This window comes from Providencia hangzhouensis (genome assembly GCF_029193595.2).
GTDB classification, from domain to species: Bacteria; Pseudomonadota; Gammaproteobacteria; order Enterobacterales; family Enterobacteriaceae; genus Providencia; species Providencia hangzhouensis.
Window position 1 is genome coordinate 1,359,615 of record NZ_CP135052.1, and the last position, 17,404, is coordinate 1,377,018.

Below are 17,404 nucleotides of genomic sequence, written 5' to 3' on the forward strand. Positions count from 1 at the left end.
TAATAATATGTCATTAATCATGAATCTCAATCAACAACAGAGAAAAAGGTTGCACCAAATAACCTTGGTTGCAACCTTTGGTGGATTACTATTTGGTTATGATACTGGTGTCATTAACGGTGCATTTTCATCACTGAAAGAAAACATGGGCTTAACGCCAACCACAGAAGGGCTGGTAATGAGTGTCCTATTAGTGGGCGCAGCACTAGGCAGTGTTTGTGGTGGACGTGTAGCAGACTTTGTCGGGCGCCGTACTTATTTGCTTTACCTCTCATTTCTGTTTTTATTTGGGGCATTTTTATCTGCGGCAGCCCCAAATATTGAAGTTCTTCTTATTGCTCGGTTTATATTGGGCTTTGCGGTGGGTGGAGCCTCTGTGACGGCACCGACATTTATTTCTGAAGTGGCTCCGACTGAAATGCGGGGGAAGCTCACTGGGTTAAATGAAGTTGCTATTGTTATCGGGCAGCTAGCAGCATTTGCTATTAATGCGATTATCGGTTCAATTTGGGGCCATCTTCCTGATGTTTGGCGTTATATGCTGTTAGTACAAGCCGTGCCCGCGTTGTGCTTGCTATTTGGTATGTGGAAAGCGCCTGAAAGCCCACGTTGGTTAATGAGTAAAAACCGTCGTGAAGAAGCCTTGAAAATACTGAAGCAAATTCGTCCTGAAAAACGTGCAATTCAAGAATATGAAGATATCGTGACGTTATTAGATGTTGAAGCTGCGGAAGCTAAACGTCATCCGAATGCCAATAAACAAAATTTAGCGTTAATTTTTAATACACCTTGGATTTTTAAATTGGTTTTAATTGGGATGGTGTGGGCGGCATTACAGCAAACAACTGGGGTTAACGTTATTATGTATTATGGCACAGAAATTCTCAAAACAGCGGGTTTTTCTGAGCAAACATCTTTAGTTTTCAACGTATTAAATGGTGTTTTTTCTGTTGGTGGTATGGTGATAGGGGTGTTATTCCTTGTTGACCGATTTAAACGTAAGACACTGATTGTTGGTGGTTTTGCGCTAATGGCATCGTTACACTTATTAATTGCAGCTACAGACTACTTTTTAACCGGGGATGTTAAAGCAACATTAATTTGGTTACTTGGCGCAGTGTTTGTTGGGGTTATGCAAGGAACGATGGGCTTTTTAACGTGGGTGGTACTTGCTGAGCTATTCCCACTTAAAATTCGTGGGTTATCCATGGGGATCTCGGTCTTCTTTATGTGGATTATGAATGCGATTGTGAGTTATTTATTCCCTGTATTACAAGCAGAACTTGGTTTAGGTCCGGTATTCTTAATTTTTGCGGTAATAAACTACTTAGCTATCGTTTTTGTCGTGAAGTTATTGCCAGAAACATCAAACAAATCATTAGAGCAATTAGAAGAAGAGCTCTCATCAATGTAATTATTACTTATTGGTGGTGTGAATATACCTAATTAACTTAATCGAGGGTTGGATATGATAGAACAACTAACCACAAGTAATTTGCATTTAGGTTGTCAGGCAAGAAATAAAGCTGAAGTACTCAAAATGGTTGGTACGGAATTTAAAAATAAAGGTTATGTTGATAGGGATTGTGTACATTTCTTAACGGAAAGGGAGCAACAGATATCAACATTCTTGGGGAATGGCATCACGTTGCCACATCTACCTAAGTCCGCCAATGATATTATCTTGCATACCGGTGTTGAAATTTTTCAATTTCCTGACGGTGTTATTTGGGACAGAACCAATGTGATGTTTATTGCCATAGGCGTGATTGCAAAATCAAGGGAACATATTGATGTGCTTAGGGAAATTGCGTTGATTTTTAGTGACGAATTTATTGCCAATGCATTGTCTCTGACCTCAAGTAAAGAAGAGTTTTTAAGTATTCTTCATCGTTAATTTTTAGTTCTGAAGAGAGTATGGGATCTTGCCAGATCCCATACTCAATAAATTTCATTTTTAGTTATTCTACTTCATTTTATTCCATCTCATCTTGACTCTATTATTTTTCCTTTCTTTAAATTTAATATTTATTTTCTTATAAATTAATTAATTACACTAAAAATTAACGTTAGATCACATAATGAAATTAATGTTTCTAATAATATTGAAAATGAAACGAATGTTCCGTATAACATCATTATTGAAATAAAATCTGGAACGAATATTGGGCCAGCTATTGCACTACAGGAAATGAGCGAGAGGTAGAACAGATGAAAGAGATCCGTATCGGGATGATAGGTACTGGCTATATAGGACGAGCTCATGCCATTGCTTATGCACAAGCACCAACCGTTTTTCCATTGCAGGGGAAATTGGTTCGCGAAATGATTGCAGAAATTACCCCTGAGCTAGCACAAACCCGAGCTCAGGAAATGGGTTTTAATCGTGCAACGGATGACTGGCGCAAATTAGTTGCAGATCCAAATATTGATGTAGTAGATATTTGCTCGCCTAATTTCCTGCACAAAGAAATGGCAATGGAGGCAATTAAGCATGGTAAACATGTTTATTGTGAAAAACCATTAGCACTCAATTCTGAAGATGCCAAAGAAATGGTCGAAGCGGCTAAACAAGCCGGCGTCTTAACGTTAGTGGGTTTTAACTATATGAAAAACCCAACTTCGCAGCTAGCCAAAGAAATCATTGCAAATGGCGAAATCGGGGAAGTTATCCATTTTTATGGCACTCATAATGAAGATTATATGGCTGACCCTAGCGCTCCAATTCACTGGCATTGTTTTAAAGAAAAAGCAGGGTTAGGTGCTTTGGGGGACTTGTCTGCACACATTATCAATATGGCGCAATTCCTAGTAGGGGATATTGAAACCGTCTGTGGTGATATGGAAATTGTGATTAAACAGCGCCCTGAAAAAACGGGTTCAACCGTTATGGTTACGGTTGAAAATGAAGACCAAGCGCATGCCATGGTACGTTTTGCTGGTGGCGCAATGGGCGTCATTGAAACTTCACGAATCGCAGCTGGCCGTAAAATGGGGCTAACCTATGTGGTGACCGGCACCAAAGGAACGTTGTCTTTCACTCAAGAAAGAATGGCAGAGCTAAAGCTCTATCGCCATGATGAACCTAGCAACCGCCAAGGTTTTAAAACAATTTTTGTTGGGCCAGAACACCCGGATTATGCACCATTTTGTAATGCTGCAGGTCATGGTATTGGCTTCAATGACCAAAAAACAGTTGAAGTGCGTGATTTAATTGATGGCGTTGCAACAGGGCAGCCAATGTGGCCTGATTTTGAAGAAGGCTGGAAAGTATCACGAATATTAGACGCGATAGCACGTTCATATGACGAACAACGTTGGGTTAACGTTAAAGAAATCAATTAATTCTGTTGTAGTTAAGGGGTAATTAATGGATAAGCAGAAGAAGTTAGATGTTATCTGTATGGGCCGTATTGCCGTTGACCTGTACGGACAACAGATAGGTTCTCGTTTAGAAGATGTGAGCTCGTTTGCCAAATATTTAGGCGGCTCTTCAGGAAACGTTGCATTCGGCACTGCAATACAAGGATTGAAATCATCAATGCTTGCCCGTGTGGGGGATGAACACATGGGGCGCTTTTTACGTGAGGAGTTACAGCGTGTAGGCTGTGATACTAGCCATCTTATTACAGACAAAGACAGATTAACGGCATTAGTTATCTTAGGGATTAAAGATCAGGATACTTTCCCATTAATTTTCTATCGTGATAACTGCGCAGATATGGCGATTACGCCAGACGATTTCTCTGAAGAATATATTGCATCTGCACGCTGCTTGGCAATTACAGGAACGCATTTATCTAACCCGAAAACTCGCGCGGCAGTACTAAAAGCGTTGGAATATGCTAAACGTAATAATGTCAAAACAGCCATTGATATTGATTATCGCCCGGTCTTATGGGGACTGACCTCTTTGGGTGATGGTGAAACGCGTTTTATTGCTTCCGATAGTGTCACGCAACAACTGCAAGACGTATTATCGATGTTCGATTTGATTGTCGGTACAGAAGAAGAATTTCATATTGCAGGCGGGACGACGGATACCGTACAAGCACTTAAGAACATTCGCCAATTAACGGATGCGGAACTGGTGTGTAAACGCGGCTCTCTTGGCTGCTCGGTATTTAGTGGTGAGATCCCAGAAACGTTGGACGAAGGGATCACCGTTCATGGTGTGAGAGTTGAAGTTCTCAACGTATTAGGTGCCGGTGATGCATTTATGTCTGGCCTACTTCGCGGTTATCTAAACGGCGATGGTTGGGAAAAAGCCTGCGCTTATGCGAATGCTTGTGGGGCTTTAGTGGTTTCGCGCCATGGCTGTGCGCCTGCAATGCCAACAAAAATCGAGTTGGATAATTACCTTGAGCGTGCAGCAGCAGTTACACGCCCAGATCTCGACCCGATGCTTAACCATTTGCACCGTGTGACTTCACGTAGCACACAATGGAATGAACTTTGTGTTATGGCATTTGACCACCGCATTCAATTTGTTGATATGGCACGCCTCGCAGGGGTTGATATCTCTTGCATTCCAACCCTGAAAAAATTGATTTACCGCGCTAGTAGTGAAGTGGCCGAAGAGGCAAATCTGCAGGGGAAAGCAGGGTTACTCTGTGATAGTACATTTGGCCAAGACGTATTGAATGATGTAACCGGCCGTGGTTGGTGGATAGGCCGCCCAATTGAGCTACCTGCGTCAAGACCATTATGCTTAGAGCATGGGAATATTGGCTCTCAGCTGATTAGCTGGCCAAAAGAGCATATTGTCAAATGTTTGGTATTTTTTCACCCAGAAGACAACCATCCACTGCGCTTAGAGCAAGAAAAAACGGTTCAAGAAGTGTATAGCGCTTGCTGCCAATCAGGGCATGAATTGTTGCTCGAGGTGATATTGCCCGCAGATATGGAACGCAACGATGAGCTGTATTTACGCGCAATCAAACGCTTCTATAACTTAAGTATAAAACCAGATTGGTGGAAATTGCCACCACTACAAGCGGAAAACTGGGATGCAGTTGATCAATTAATTCAAGAACGTGACCCTTATTGCCGCGGTGTCGTGCTCTTAGGACTTGACGCACCACAAGCTGAGCTACAAGCAGGCTTCAACGCAGCCGCTGGGAAATCAATCGTCAAAGGATTTGCTGTTGGCCGCACTTTATTTGGTAAGCCTTCGTTGGAGTGGATGAAAGGTGAAATCAATGACGATGAGCTGGTGCAGAAAATCAAAACCAATTACTTAAACCTGATAGCCCTATGGCGTCAGCGTAAATAATATTACTTTTACCTACACAGGAGCTTCATCATGGCAATCCAACTTGGTATCAACCCGTTGACATGGACGAATGATGATTTACCCACTTTAGGGGCAGAAACGTCTCTAGAAACATGTTTAACTGAAGGTCGTCAAGCGGGTTTCGCTGGTTTTGAGCTAGGTAATAAATTTCCACGTAAAGCGGAAATCTTAGGGCCGATCTTAAAGCAGCATGATTTACAACTGGTTTCAGGCTGGTATTCGGGAGAATTATTATCTCGCAGTGTGGAAGAAGAAATTGAAGCGGTACAAGAGCACTTAGCATTGCTACGTGATTTAGGCGCTAAAGTGATGGTTTTCGCGGAAGTGACTCACTGTATTCATGGCGACCAAAACAAACCTGTTCATATGCGTCCATTGTTCCCAGCCGATAAATGGGAAGAATACGGTAAGAAACTGACCGAATTCGCGAAATATACCTTATCTCAAGGCGTGAAAATCGCCTATCACCACCATATGGGAACCGTGATTGAGTCAGCAGAAGATGTTGATAACCTAATGAAGCACACGGGCGATGAGGTCGGTTTATTACTGGATACAGGGCATTTAACCTTTGCTGGTGCAGACCCTGTTGAAGTGGCAAAACGCTGGGCAAAACGTATCAATCATGTGCATTGCAAAGATGTCCGTGCAGATGTTCTAAAAGATGTTAAAAACCGTAAAACCAGTTTCTTAGATGCAGTATTAGCAGGGGTGTTCACGGTACCCGGTGATGGCTGCGTTAACTATCCAGAAGTGTTTAAAGTATTGAAAAATAGCCAATATGAAAATGGCTGGTTAGTGGTCGAAGCAGAGCAAGACCCTGCGATTGCACATCCATTGACTTATGCCACATTGGGTTACAACAATTTGTCTAAATTTGCTAAGGATGCGGGCTTAATCTAAATCGTCGTCGTCATATTTCAGTCTGTGGCGTTGTTAGCTTTGTTTGCTGACTCTAGCCACAAACTGAACTGTTTAATTGATGAAACGGTTAGTAACTGAAAAGAATTACATATCTAGAACCTAAAAAGTGTCAGAGGAAAGTTATGTCAAAATTATTGTCGAAATACCATGCTCCAGATGCACATAAGCGAACTCAGCATATCACTCCGAAAATCGCTAACTGGGGATATGTTCACTTTGATGTTTATGAATTAAAACAAGGCGAGTCTATCTCCTTGCCTGCCTCTGAAAATGAAATGTGCTTAGTGCTGGTGGCGGGTAAAGCGACAATTAAAACACCGAATCAAGCGTTTGAAAATATTGGTGACCGTATGGATCCTTTCGAGCGTAAAAAGCCGTATGCGGTGTATGTTACAGCGCAAGAGTTTGCTGAGGTCATGGCGGATACCGACCTTGAATTGGCAGTTTGCAGGGCAAAAGGAAAAGGAACTTACCCAACTCGTTTAATTGGCCCTGATGATATTGGTGCGGAACAACGTGGCCATGGTTATAACAAACGCTATGTGCATAATATTTTGCCGGATGATAAAGCCGCTGATAGCTTATTAGTCGTGGAGGTCTTTACAGATGAAGGCTGCACTAGCTCTTATCCAAGCCATAAACATGATACCGATAATGAACCCAATGAAACTTATCTAGAAGAAACCTATTATCATCGTTTAAATCCTTCCCAAGGTTTCTGTATGCAGCGCGTTTACACGGATGATCGCGAGTTAGATGAATGTATGGCGGTGTATAACAAAGATGTTGTTATGGTACCAAAAGGGTATCACCCAATGGCGACAGTGGCTGGTTATGATAACTATTACCTTAATGTGATGGCAGGGCCAACCCGTAAGTGGTTATTTACATGGGAAAAAGACCATAACTGGGTGAATAGTGAAATCTATGCAGCGAAACATAGTGAAAAGTAAGTTAAAGTAGAAATATGTGAATTAAGTTCTGTTATCTATCTTTGCCGGTAAATATTTACCGGCTTTTTTCGGTTAAACTTAATATGCTGCAGTAAATTGTTGGCGAATGAACTGCCTATTATTTACCTCATCAAGTACAGCTACCGCAAAATCTTCAACTGATATTTTCGCAGGAACGTTGCCATTCATCAGCAATTGTTCGCCTCCAAGACGGAAGGTTTCTGTTCTTTCTCCTTCCTCGAGTATTGCGGCTGGGGAAATGTAGGTCCAATCCAATGAATCAATGGATTGTAATTGGTTCTTAAATTCCCTCATTGCTTGAGCGCCTGGTTTTATTTCGGCAGGAAAATCGGGGGAATCAATTAAATCAATACCTGAAGCAATTTTTAGGCTTCCTGCACCACCGACCACAATAAATCGTTTTACCATCGATTTTTGTACTGCTTGTAAAATGGCCTGGTTTCCTGCCACGGTATCTTGATACAAATTCGGATTTTGCCAGCCACCATTAAACGCGCTGATGATGACATCCTGTCCTTTAAGCCGAGAGGTTAACCATGGGATATCTGTAATATCACCAGCGGCGGTGATTAAAAGAGCGTGCTGAAATAATTGATTACTATGACGAGAAATAGCCGTCACTTGGTGGTGCCGAAGCAACGCTTCAGCGACTAATGCTCTGCCGACAAAACCCGTTGCGCCAATAATCGATATTTTCATCTTCAGTTCCTCTTTGCTTGAGTGCCTCACTCAAGAATAATGATACTGATAGGGCTAGGCTTTAGGACTAAGACTTGTTTTCCCAATGTGTTCTTTTTGAGTATAGAACAAACGTTCTTATTGGGGAATATGCTTAATTTTATTTCGTTTCTCTAAATAACTTTAAAATAATACTCGTCATAATGGCGATGGTTCCTCCTAAGGCGGTTTCAAGAACGCGGTCAAACAATAATTCATAGGTTGGGTGACGCCAATATATAACGAGCTCAAGAATGGACAAAATTAAGCTTGTCACGACAAACGTCATAAACGTATATCCGTAATGAAAGCTCATCGGCATTAAAAAGGCGAACACCACGACTGCAATTAAACCGATATACGGCATAAAGGGTAAATTGAATAAAAAATACAATAATAAGACAGAAATAAGACTGCCTAAGACCCTCTGCAAAGTAATTTTAACGATACTTTGTGATTTTGGATGCAATACAAAAACGAAGGTCAGTAATGTCCAATAAAAGTGCCCTAGATCTATACTGCGAGGAATAGCGAGCGCGAGTAATAGCCCCAAAGCATAAATCATTGAGCGTGGGATAATATTTTTTCTCAACGTAAACAAATTTTGTTCAACTAAAGCGCTCGTTATTACACTATGGCGTGTCATTTTATGGCTAAGGACATAATACGTAATTAACGTTACTCCACTACCAATAATAAACCCTAACGCTAAGCTTTTGGATATATCAGGTAAAATGGTACCAATTGTCGACATGATAATCATAAATTTCATGGTTAAATCCATAGCAGGATCTGTGCCATACAATTGGTAGTAAATGAACGAAAAAATGGCGAGATAAATATAATATGCGGTACCAAGGCGTAACGTATCACCGATAAAAATAGCGACTAAAATCATCAATAAACAACAAGCGGTATAGGCATAATTCTTATATTCTTTTGCTGCATTGAATAAATTAAAGGAATACAGCGTTGAGAATGTTGCCCACATCGCAGCTTGTGCATCTAAGATCACAAAAGCGGTTGCGGCGCTAAAAAACATACAACTGGTAAAAATAATTCCATCGTGGATAGCAGGAAACGTTCTCATAATCCGATGCTCACAAATAGAGGCTTAACCTATTAATTAATAACGTAATTAAATAATATACGGTATAAAATTTCAAGGTGAGAACTCAGTATTTATGACAAGTTACCATTAAATGGCATGTGTTGAATTGTTGGTTGCGATATTCTGTTTTTATGTGACAAAAAAGGCATAATAGGGGAGAGCAGTTGTAGCAATCATAAAGGTAATAAAATGCAAATAATCAATCCTCATGATTTTGTTTGGGTCGGCAGCAATAATGATGTCGCGATAGAATCGCTTCCTGAATGGGTCGGCTCACAGTGGAACAGTAAGTTACCGTTGACGGTATACCGAAATAAAGCGGATGAGAATAAACTGACTGTTGCAATTAGAGGAATTAAGCCACACCAACGCGTCACAACACAAATTGAAAAATCTGCAATTACGCACATTATGAATGTGGAATCCTTGGTGGCGAATTCGGTGGAACTACAACGTTCAATGTTTATCGCTTTACCACCAGTGCAGGTTTTATGGATCATTTCACAGACTAAATGGCCTTGGCAATGGGGAGTAACAGGGAGTTGTGCTTACACTTTAGCGACAGATATCCAAAGTATGTTGTCAGACTGCGACCTTGATGTGGTCATTCGCTGTCCACATCGTCAAGAAAAAGAAGATTTTGCTGAGTTTGCAATTAAGGCGAATACTCCTTATTGCCCAATTGATATTCATATCGAAACCCCTAAAGGTGGGTTTTCATTAGCTGAGTGGTTTAAAAATGAACAGGTTACATTACACACACCACTTGGCGATATTATGACCGCAGACCCGTGGAATGAAAAATTATAGCCCGCTGTTTGTCTGTTAAACAACCTAATGTAGCTTGAATGACCGACAAATTGGTTAAATATTAATTTTGATGTTCGAGCAGGTGATTTTTTACTAATCAAATAAAGCTGGAGGCATATAATGCCTCCCGATTAGCCTATTTTTAGTGTTCAATATAGGGTTCTTGTAAACCTGCTTCATGCCATTCTTTCATTGCGGGTAAAACTAAAATTCGGTCAACCCATTGTTTGGCAGCTGGGTTTACAGGTAAGTGATAACTGCGAATTCGAAAGGCAACTGGTGCAAAAAAAGCATCTACAGCCGTAAATTCACTACCTGCAAGCCAAGGACCACCAAATTGGTTTAACCCATCCTGCCATAATTTCTGCAATCGATTTAAGTCGGTTTGTAATTCAATTGAAATATTGTTAAGTGGCGAATTATGAGTACCGTCCATTGGACATTGCTGGCGTAATGCACTAAAACCCGAGTGCATTTCTGCGCTTGCACTACGAGCCCATGCTCTGGCTTTTCGCTCTTTTGGCCAGACTTGAGGGTAGTCTTCTGCAACATATTCACAGATGGCTAAAGAATCCCATATTGTTTGGTTTTCATCGATTAAACAAGGGACTAAGCCTGTAGGTGAAAAACGACTGAATTTTTCATGGCTGCTTTTGCCGTTTTCAAATAAACACAAATTTTCTTCAAACGGGATCTGTAATACCTTTAGTAAAACCCAGGGACGTAGTGACCATGAAGAGTAGTTTTTATTTGCTATCCAAAGTTTATACATAGTATTTAACCTATCAATCAGTTTGCAATGTTAAAAGAAAGAATACCAATGTATGGGGAAAAAGGCAGACCTACAAATGTTATTTTATGAATAACAGCTTATATCTATTAGGAATAAGCTAGATTTAATTGAAATTAATAAATAAATGAACTAAGTATTTAGTTACGACCATTTACAAAACTGGAAAAATCTTTATTCAACTTTTATAATTAAAACTAGACAAAATCAAATAGTAATCTATTTTTCATTATGTTGATCGTATTTGAATGTCTTCAACAAAATATTTGTTTAACTTTGGGATAGGAATAAAATTAATTTCACCTTATGATTATTACGGCTTAGTTAATAAAATATTACCTTCTTCTCTAAATGGTTTTTATCATGCAATGGAAAAATAATGCAAGCCGCTATGGGCATATCTCTTTGCTCATACATTGGCTAGTCGCAATTGTCGTATATGGAATGTTCGCTTTAGGTTTATGGATGGTGACACTAGGCTATTATGATAGTTGGTATCATCAAGCTCCTGAGATACATAAAAGTATAGGAATATTATTATTTATTGTTATGGCATTTCGTGTGATTTGGCGATTTATTTCACCGCCACCGAAGCCATTAGCAAGCTACAGTAAATTAACGAAAGCTAGCTCTATTATTGTTCAAATTCTGATTTATATTATTTTGTTCAGTATTTTGATCAGTGGTTATTTAATCTCAACCGCTGATGGACAGCCTATCAGTGTATTTGATTGGTTTGAGGTTCCTGCACTATTTACGGGTGCTGCAACACAAGCAGATACAGCAGGTGAAGTTCATTTATATTTAGCTTGGGCAGTGGTTCTATTATCAGTGTTGCATGCTTTTGCAGCTTTTAAACATCACTTTTTTGATCGTGATATTACATTAAAAAGAATGTTGGGTTTTAACCCCGATAAGTAACGTGGAGATAATTATGTTGAAGAAAACGGTTCTTGGTCTGGCTACTGGCGCACTTTTTTTAACGGCAGGTTCAGCATTAGCAGAAACTTACCAATTTGATAAGCAAGGCCAACACGCGTTTATTGAATTTCGTATTCAGCATTTAGGTTATAGCTGGGTATATGGTAGTTTTAAAGACTTTGATGGGTCTTTCACTTATGATGCAAAAGACCCATCAAAAGATAAAGTCGAAGTAACTATTAAGACAGGCAGCATTGACACTAACCACGCAGAGCGTGATAAACATTTACGCAGTGGTGATTTCTTAAATGCAGCAAAATTCCCTGAAGCAAAATTCGTTTCAACAGAAGTGAAGAAAGACGGTGAAACATACAAAATCACAGGTGATTTCACTTTAAATGGTGTTACTAAGCCGATTACATTAGATGCTAAATTAATGGGCGAAGGTAAAGATCCTTGGGGTGGATACCGTGCAGGTTTTGAAGCTGAAGGTAATATTAAGCTGAAAGAATTTAACATCAAATCTGATTTGGGTCCTAAATCTCAAGAAGCACAACTGTTGATTTCAGTTGAAGGTGTTCAAGTTAAATAAGATTTTTATCATAATAAACCTTCAAGCTTTCAAGTCTTGAAGGTTTTTTTATATCCAGCGTTTTCTAAATTGTTTATTTATGGCAAATTCTCCCGTCTTAGCCTCGCATTTTCCCTTATTCCTATAGCTTGACGACTTTGATACAAGCTAAAATAAACATTATCACTTTTTATAGGTCAATTCGTGGTATTAATAGTCTAGCTCCGTGATGACTATTGTTTTTAGATGCCATGACATTATATGCGATGGGTTCTACAGTATATAAGTAGCTTGAAAGTGTTTGTGGGAACCGTTTTACCAAGAAAAGGCAGGGTAACTTTGAATACAAATAACTCACGTAAAACCGCATTAATTGTTAGCATTATTTTTATTGCATTCGCATTCGGTTTTTATTGGTTAAGTAAAGATAATAATGTGTTATCTACAGAAAATAATAGTGCAATTCATTCAGAGGCACTTGCCCAAGTTGAAAAAGAACTGCCGATTATCGCGACGGTGAAGAAAATAAGCCCTGAAACCTATCAAAGTTTTGAGCATCTAATCACGCAATACGACCCAGCTAATGAAGATTTACGTCGTCAACTGTTTGATCAGGTTGTTGGCAATGTCATGAAGCTGGTGCTAGAACGTATGGAATATGCTTCTGATGATTCCGTAATTAATTTTACTAGCAGAGTGAATGATTACCTGAAAATCTTATTAGAAGAAGACCCAACAGGAAAAACGTGTTTTTATTCATTGTTTCCGCACTTAAGAGAAACAGCGGAAATTATTCCACCACAAAAAAGCCAAGCTGTTTTGTTGAAACAAATCCAAGCGACCAATGAGCTCTTAATTTCAAGTGAAGCTGGTGTAAAACAGGCGTTGATGTCCCCAAAAGAGTATTCTGAGGAATTAACACAGCTTGCTAGTGGGCTTTCTGCAAAGTATGGTGAAGATACCGCAATCCTTGGAAATTTAGAAGCAGGGAAGAAATCACCTGCATTAGCGTGCCGTATTTCTATTAGTTTCTATAATGAAATATTATCTATGCCTGATAATCAGAAAAAAGCTGCATTACTACGTTCTTTATTTTCATCAGTAAATAATTAATTCTTTCCAGCAAAATGGCACTGGTTAATATGGGTGCCATTTTGTGTCATTATTTATTATATTTCATTGTGTTAATCGCACTTTTTTTAATACATTATTCTTTGAGCATAAATAATTCGTATTTATGTAGTATGCTTATTATGTAAATTTATTTTTAACTATTTTGGAGATGGCATGCAATTTATTAAGAAAAGTATCGTAGCACTTGCCGCAACTGCTGCGATATCAATGCCGATTACAGTTAGCCAAGCTTGTACTCGAGTTGTTTATTTAGGTGAAAATGAACAAATAATGACCGGAAGAACAATGGATTGGAAATACGATATTGGTACCAATCTATGGATCTTTCCTCGAGGGATGGAGCGTGATGGCATTGCAGGGCCTAACTCTTTAAAATGGAAATCAAAATACGGCAGCGTGATAGCCTCGGGTTATGATATTTCAACAACGGATGGAGTGAACGAGGAAGGTCTGGTTGCCAATTTACTGTGGCTCGCGGAATCAAAATATCCTCAAATAGATAATAAGCAACCTGCGTTGTCGATATCTTTATGGGCGCAATATGTTCTAGATAACTATGCGACAGTGGAAGAAGCTGTTGCTGAGCTAGAAAAGAATCCACTCGTAGTCGCAACAGATAATGTGCCAGGACAAGATAGGTTAGCGACTTTACATTTATCATTATCAGATGCGAGTGGTGATAGCGCGATTATTGAATATATCGATGGTAAGCAGGTAATTCATCACAGTCGCAAGTATCAAGTTATGACTAACTCGCCGACTTATGAGAAGCAATTAGCAATGCAGGAATATTGGCAAGGAATTGGTGGCACTGTAATGTTACCGGGGACTAACCGCTCCGCTGATAGATTTGCTCGCGCGCAGTTTTATATTAATGCAATTCCTCAGAAAACAACGCCTAATAAAGCGGTCGCCAGTGTTTTCAGTGTCGTACGTAATGTGTCTGTCCCTTACGGATTGACGTCTGAAAATTCGCCTGAAATATCGTCAACACGTTGGCGGACATTAGTTGACCATAAACGTCAGCTCTACTTTTTCGAGTCAGCATTAACTCCAAATATTTTTTGGACTGATTTGGCAAAAATTGACTTTTCAGCGGAAACTGGAAAAGTGAAAAAGCTGGACCTCGGTGAAGAGCAGAGCCATATCTATTCAGGGGATGCGACCAACAGTTATGTAGTTACAAAACCTTTTGAATTCTTAGGGTTAAGTGCGGAACAGTTAGGTTATTAACTGAGCCCATGAAGTATTTCAGCCCTCTTGGTCTATAGGGGGTTGATATGAATCAAGCCCGCGATAATTAATTTATGAATGTTTTGCAGATAGCAAACGAACGGTATAAGATGCATTTAAAATGCAACTTATTGGTGATGATATGAATGATCTCGTGTGTTACAAAACTATGCCAGTTTGGAATAAAGCTTCTTTGCCGTTAATGTTCCAAGAGCGCCATAATACAAAAGAGGATACATACGCACAGTTGAAAGTGCTAAAAGGCTCTTTAGATTTTATCATTTTTAATGAAGACGGCAGCGAGCAACACTTTACCTTTGATATTCATAACCAGCCGCCTATTATTGAACCTCAAGTTTGGCATCGTATTTCTGCTTGTAGTGATGACATGGAATGCCAACTGGCATTTTTATGCAAACCAGAACTGAAATTTTATAAAGAGCATGGGTTAACGACTCCACATTCAGAAGTGCGCTATTTGTGTGAGAATCACCTGAGTAAGCCATGTAAAACATTAGATTTAGGTTCGGGAAGAGGGCGTAATAGTTTTTATCTTGCCTTGCAGGGGTATGACGTGACCTCGGTAGATATCAACCCTCAGCATATCCAAGCAATTGACTTCGTTAAAAAACAAGCTGGGGTAGAGAATATTCATACGGCTGTTTATGATATTAATAGTCACCAAATACAAGAGAACTACGAACTTATTATTTCCACTGTCGTGCTAATGTTCTTGCAGCGAGAAAAAATCGCCAATGTTATTACTAATATGCAAGAACATACCCTGCCAGGGGGAGTTAACGTTATTGTGTGTGCCGTTGAAACGCCAGATGCACCGCTGGATTTAGTGCCATTTAAATGCTTCTTAAAACCAGGGGAGCTAGAAGGGTATTATAAAGATTGGGATATTTTAAAATATAACGAAAACCCTGGTCATTTACACCGCACTGATTCACAAGGTAATCGTATTAAATTAAATTTTGCAACACTCATTGCAAGGAAGAAGTAAGTAAGAAATTAGCATAGGTTATCTTAATAAAAGAGTTGCCGCTGTCGGCAACTGAGGTTGTTGACAAAGCGGGATAAAAGCGTGGTTTTTCCCGCTTTGTGTTATCAGCCGAAAATCAATAAATTGATTTTCCTAGTTTATTTTCAAAACCTATTCGACTTGCCGCCAAACATAATATGTTTGTCAGCAGTCTGAGTTGCCGCTGTCGGCAACTCTTTTTGCTTCTACTATTTAAGGTTTGTCAGTGACAGGCGGAGCGGTTTCTTTTTCGCTACGGGCTAAAGTTTTTTCCAGCAATACAGAATATAGCGGTTTGCCACCTAAAAATTGAGCCATCATTGTGGCGCCAATGCAGGTAATAATCATCGGTAAGATTAACTGGTAGTTATTTGTCATTTCTAAAACTAAGACTATCCCAGTTAATGGGGCTCTGACGGTTGCGGCAAATAAAGCTCCCATGCCTGCAATAGCGAAAGTCCCCACTTCAATTTGGTAATTAGGGAATATTTCGAGGGCGGCGTAGCCGAAAACACCACCAAATAATGTCCCAAGGGCGAGTAAAGGAGAGAAAATACCACCTGGAGCCCCAGAGCTAAAGCTAATCGTCGAAGTTAAAAACCGCAAAGCAAAGAATATGAATAACAAAGTGATGGTAAATTGGCCTGCTACCATCTGGTGGATCACGGAATATCCACCACCTACAATTTCAGGCAGGTAAACGCCAATTGCACCACAAGCACCACCAATTAACCCGCCCATCAATACAAAGCGAGAAATTTTATTTTGGTAAAATGCTAAAAATTTACTTTGTAGGTACAATAAAAAACCATTAAAACAGATACCGATAACACCAAACATTAATCCTAAAATTAAATAAAGCCATAAAGTATTCATAGGTGCAGAAGAAAATTGGCCGATATTTAATACAATAGCTTCTCCATTGATTAGCCGATAGACAATGGTGGAGGTAACAACACCGATAAATACCGCTTTAATTGAAATTAAACTGTATTTAAATTGCGGACGCATTTCTTCAATAATAAACAAGATGCCAGCTAAAGGGGCATTAAATGCTGTAGATAAACCTGCCGCCGCACCAGAGGCAAGCAAGGTGTGGCGTGACTCATTATCTTTTAAACGAAATAAATCATAAAACATTTGGCTAAGGTTCGCACCAAGTTGCACGGTTGGTCCTTCACGGCCTAATACCATACCTGAGCCCAATGTTCCTAATCCACCAATAAACTTAACTGGGATGACTCTCCACCATCTTACGGGGCGTAAATCCTGTAATGCACCTTCAATTTCTGGGATCCCAGACCCACCAGATTCAGGAGAGAACCGTTTAACAAGGTAATAGCCTAACATGGCAAGAAGTGCCGAGATAAAAAACATCCCAACAACCATCAGCCATTTTGGGGCAACCCATTCACTCACCGATTGCACGCGATAGTTGCTAATCCAAGTTGTTCCTAATTCAAATAGTGAACCGATAAGACCGACCGCCGCACCAATGAGTACCGCAAGTAGTAAGATTTTTACAGGTGTTTTATCTGATTCTTTTAGCCGTTTAAAAATCCGCAATCGGGTTTTTATCATAGATTTACTAGCTGAATTTACCTGGCTCATCTTTATTGGATTCTCTTTATACGATGGAATAACAAACACTTATAGGTAAGTATAACAAGAGTTATCGTAAGAGCGTTATCAGGATATAAATAAAATGCAAAATAGTGCATTTAAGCAAGAAAAGTGAAAACAAAACCAACAGCACGAATAGCACACTTTCATTACTGTGAATAGTTCTCATTTGCAATGAATATTAATATAGATCAATAAACCATTAGATAATGAATAATTCCACTTTTTTATTCTAATAAAGAGCGTAGTCTTAATGTTGTATTTGAAATGCAA

16 protein-coding genes are annotated in these 17,404 nt (G+C 39.5%); 12 read left to right on the forward strand and 4 right to left on the reverse strand.

The genetic code is table 11. The features are described from left to right. Positions 1–7 precede the first annotated feature (7 nt). From PZ638_RS05855 to iolB, 6 genes are all read left to right on the forward strand, one after another. The gene (locus tag PZ638_RS05855; RefSeq protein WP_004913304.1) at positions 8–1,414 is read left to right on the forward strand and encodes a sugar porter family MFS transporter; all 1,407 of its coding nucleotides are present in this window, start codon (positions 8–10) and stop codon (positions 1,412–1,414) included. A gap of 54 nt (positions 1,415–1,468) precedes the next feature. After that, complete coding sequence (locus PZ638_RS05860; protein ID WP_004262128.1) at positions 1,469–1,897, forward strand: PTS mannitol transporter subunit IIA; 429 nt, start codon at positions 1,469–1,471, stop codon at positions 1,895–1,897. Between the two features lie 314 nt (positions 1,898–2,211). After that, positions 2,212–3,345, forward strand: a complete 1,134-nt coding sequence (locus PZ638_RS05865; RefSeq protein WP_004262126.1) for a Gfo/Idh/MocA family protein — start codon at positions 2,212–2,214, stop codon at positions 3,343–3,345. Between the two features lie 25 nt (positions 3,346–3,370). Then, positions 3,371–5,275, forward strand: coding sequence for a bifunctional 5-dehydro-2-deoxygluconokinase/5-dehydro-2-deoxyphosphogluconate aldolase (locus PZ638_RS05870; RefSeq protein ID WP_272674026.1), 1,905 nt, complete (start codon positions 3,371–3,373; stop codon positions 5,273–5,275). 30 nt (positions 5,276–5,305) lie between these two features. Beyond that, positions 5,306–6,199 carry a myo-inosose-2 dehydratase gene (gene iolE / locus PZ638_RS05875; RefSeq protein WP_272674028.1) on the forward strand — a complete coding sequence of 298 codons (894 nt, stop codon included), beginning with the start codon at positions 5,306–5,308 and terminating at the stop codon, positions 6,197–6,199. A 143-nt stretch (positions 6,200–6,342) separates the two neighbouring features. Beyond that, positions 6,343–7,173: a 5-deoxy-glucuronate isomerase gene (gene iolB, locus PZ638_RS05880; RefSeq protein ID WP_004262120.1), complete on the forward strand. Its 831-nt coding sequence runs from the start codon at positions 6,343–6,345 to the stop codon at positions 7,171–7,173. Between the two features lie 78 nt (positions 7,174–7,251). Here iolB and PZ638_RS05885 read toward each other — a convergent pair whose 3' ends face one another. Further along, the gene (locus PZ638_RS05885) at positions 7,252–7,893 is read right to left on the reverse strand and encodes an NAD(P)-dependent oxidoreductase (RefSeq protein ID WP_004262119.1); all 642 of its coding nucleotides are present in this window, start codon (positions 7,891–7,893) and stop codon (positions 7,252–7,254) included. A 139-nt stretch (positions 7,894–8,032) separates the two neighbouring features. Then, positions 8,033–9,001, reverse strand: coding sequence for an FUSC family protein (locus PZ638_RS05890; protein ID WP_110592172.1), 969 nt, complete (start codon positions 8,999–9,001; stop codon positions 8,033–8,035). Between the two features lie 210 nt (positions 9,002–9,211). On the opposite strand from PZ638_RS05890, the gene PZ638_RS05895 reads away from it, so the two are divergent. After that, the gene (locus PZ638_RS05895; protein WP_004262117.1) at positions 9,212–9,832 is read left to right on the forward strand and encodes a malonate decarboxylase holo-ACP synthase; all 621 of its coding nucleotides are present in this window, start codon (positions 9,212–9,214) and stop codon (positions 9,830–9,832) included. A gap of 142 nt (positions 9,833–9,974) precedes the next feature. Here PZ638_RS05895 and PZ638_RS05900 read toward each other — a convergent pair whose 3' ends face one another. Next, positions 9,975–10,604, reverse strand: a complete 630-nt coding sequence (locus tag PZ638_RS05900; RefSeq protein ID WP_004262116.1) for a glutathione S-transferase family protein — start codon at positions 10,602–10,604, stop codon at positions 9,975–9,977. 381 nt (positions 10,605–10,985) lie between these two features. Here PZ638_RS05900 and PZ638_RS05905 point away from each other — a divergent pair, with 381 nt between their 5' ends. From PZ638_RS05905 to tehB, 5 genes are all read left to right on the forward strand, one after another. Continuing rightward, complete coding sequence (locus tag PZ638_RS05905; RefSeq protein WP_094961347.1) at positions 10,986–11,543, forward strand: cytochrome b; 558 nt, start codon at positions 10,986–10,988, stop codon at positions 11,541–11,543. Positions 11,544–11,556: 13 nt separating this feature from the next. Next, positions 11,557–12,135: a YceI family protein gene (locus tag PZ638_RS05910; protein WP_004262112.1), complete on the forward strand. Its 579-nt coding sequence runs from the start codon at positions 11,557–11,559 to the stop codon at positions 12,133–12,135. 318 nt (positions 12,136–12,453) lie between these two features. Further along, a complete protein-coding gene (locus PZ638_RS05915) occupies positions 12,454–13,227 on the forward strand; it encodes a hypothetical protein (protein WP_036958473.1) in 774 nt (257 codons plus the stop codon). Between the two features lie 174 nt (positions 13,228–13,401). Further along, positions 13,402–14,481, forward strand: a complete 1,080-nt coding sequence (locus PZ638_RS05920; protein WP_004262105.1) for a linear amide C-N hydrolase — start codon at positions 13,402–13,404, stop codon at positions 14,479–14,481. Between the two features lie 121 nt (positions 14,482–14,602). Beyond that, entirely contained in the window at positions 14,603–15,490 is an 888-nt protein-coding gene (gene tehB / locus PZ638_RS05925) for an SAM-dependent methyltransferase TehB (RefSeq protein ID WP_004262097.1), read from the forward strand. A gap of 231 nt (positions 15,491–15,721) precedes the next feature. On the opposite strand, the gene clcA is transcribed toward tehB, so the two are convergent. Further along, complete coding sequence (clcA, locus tag PZ638_RS05930; RefSeq protein WP_272674047.1) at positions 15,722–17,119, reverse strand: H(+)/Cl(-) exchange transporter ClcA; 1,398 nt, start codon at positions 17,117–17,119, stop codon at positions 15,722–15,724. Between the last annotated feature and the right edge of the window lie 285 nt (positions 17,120–17,404).

Coding starts and splice junctions, on each gene's coding strand:
- PZ638_RS05895 (WP_004262117.1), top strand. CDS start 9,212: ATGCAAATAATCAATCCTCATGATTTTGTTTGGGTCGGCAGCAATAAT.
- PZ638_RS05855 (WP_004913304.1), top strand. CDS start 8: ATGTCATTAATCATGAATCTCAATCAACAACAGAGAAAAAGGTTGCAC.
- PZ638_RS05865 (WP_004262126.1), top strand. CDS start 2,212: ATGAAAGAGATCCGTATCGGGATGATAGGTACTGGCTATATAGGACGA.
- PZ638_RS05900 (WP_004262116.1), bottom strand. CDS start 10,604: ATGTATAAACTTTGGATAGCAAATAAAAACTACTCTTCATGGTCACTA.
- iolE (WP_272674028.1), top strand. CDS start 5,306: ATGGCAATCCAACTTGGTATCAACCCGTTGACATGGACGAATGATGAT.
- tehB (WP_004262097.1), top strand. CDS start 14,603: ATGCAACTTATTGGTGATGATATGAATGATCTCGTGTGTTACAAAACT.
- PZ638_RS05885 (WP_004262119.1), bottom strand. CDS start 7,893: ATGAAAATATCGATTATTGGCGCAACGGGTTTTGTCGGCAGAGCATTA.
- PZ638_RS05860 (WP_004262128.1), top strand. CDS start 1,469: ATGATAGAACAACTAACCACAAGTAATTTGCATTTAGGTTGTCAGGCA.
- PZ638_RS05890 (WP_110592172.1), bottom strand. CDS start 9,001: ATGAGAACGTTTCCTGCTATCCACGATGGAATTATTTTTACCAGTTGT.
- PZ638_RS05920 (WP_004262105.1), top strand. CDS start 13,402: ATGCAATTTATTAAGAAAAGTATCGTAGCACTTGCCGCAACTGCTGCG.
- PZ638_RS05905 (WP_094961347.1), top strand. CDS start 10,986: ATGCAATGGAAAAATAATGCAAGCCGCTATGGGCATATCTCTTTGCTC.
- iolB (WP_004262120.1), top strand. CDS start 6,343: ATGTCAAAATTATTGTCGAAATACCATGCTCCAGATGCACATAAGCGA.
- clcA (WP_272674047.1), bottom strand. CDS start 17,119: ATGAGCCAGGTAAATTCAGCTAGTAAATCTATGATAAAAACCCGATTG.
- PZ638_RS05910 (WP_004262112.1), top strand. CDS start 11,557: ATGTTGAAGAAAACGGTTCTTGGTCTGGCTACTGGCGCACTTTTTTTA.
- PZ638_RS05870 (WP_272674026.1), top strand. CDS start 3,371: ATGGATAAGCAGAAGAAGTTAGATGTTATCTGTATGGGCCGTATTGCC.